1 protein-coding gene is annotated in these 572 nt (G+C 44.9%); it reads left to right on the top strand.

Going from position 1 to position 572, the window contains the following annotated elements:
* A partial coding sequence (locus KSO91_RS17535; RefSeq protein ID WP_238744295.1) for an RHS repeat domain-containing protein occupies nucleotides 1-572 on the top strand: 572 nt, incomplete at both ends.

Here is a 572-nt window from a genome sequence, read left to right on the forward strand (position 1 = left end):
GGGATGGCAATCAGCTGATTGGCGAACATACAAACGGCGAATATACGTGGTATATCTACCTGCCTGATAGCTTTTTACCCGTTGCCTTAATCAAAGGCGATGAAATCTATTATTACCACCTTGACCAACTCGGCACGCCAATTTGTTTAACGGATAGTAACGAGCAAGTTGTTTGGCAAAATAATGGCGATTTGTTTGGTGCGGAAAATGGCGAACAGTTAAAGAGTAAATCAGAAAACCTAATCGACAACCCACTGCGTTTTCAGGGGCAATATTATGATGCTGAGTCTGGGTTACATTACAACCGTTTCAGATACTACTGCCCAAAACAGGGGCGGTTTATTCATCAAGATCCGATAGGACTTGCTGGCGGCATAAACCCTTACCAATATGCACCGAATCCAGTAAACTGGGTGGATCCGTTTGGGTTGAGTTGTAAGGAGGGTGGGCCGAAGGGAGGGGAGTTAACTCTAACGCAAAAAAACTATATAGCTTTGACTTGTACACCCGTTTATGGCCCTTGCGCTTCGCCCGGTGGTGAAGAAATAATGATGAAAATGGCTGAAGGGCAT

This window comes from Psychromonas antarctica (genome assembly GCF_022267535.1).
Classification (GTDB): Bacteria; Pseudomonadota; Gammaproteobacteria; order Enterobacterales; family Psychromonadaceae; genus Psychromonas; species Psychromonas antarctica.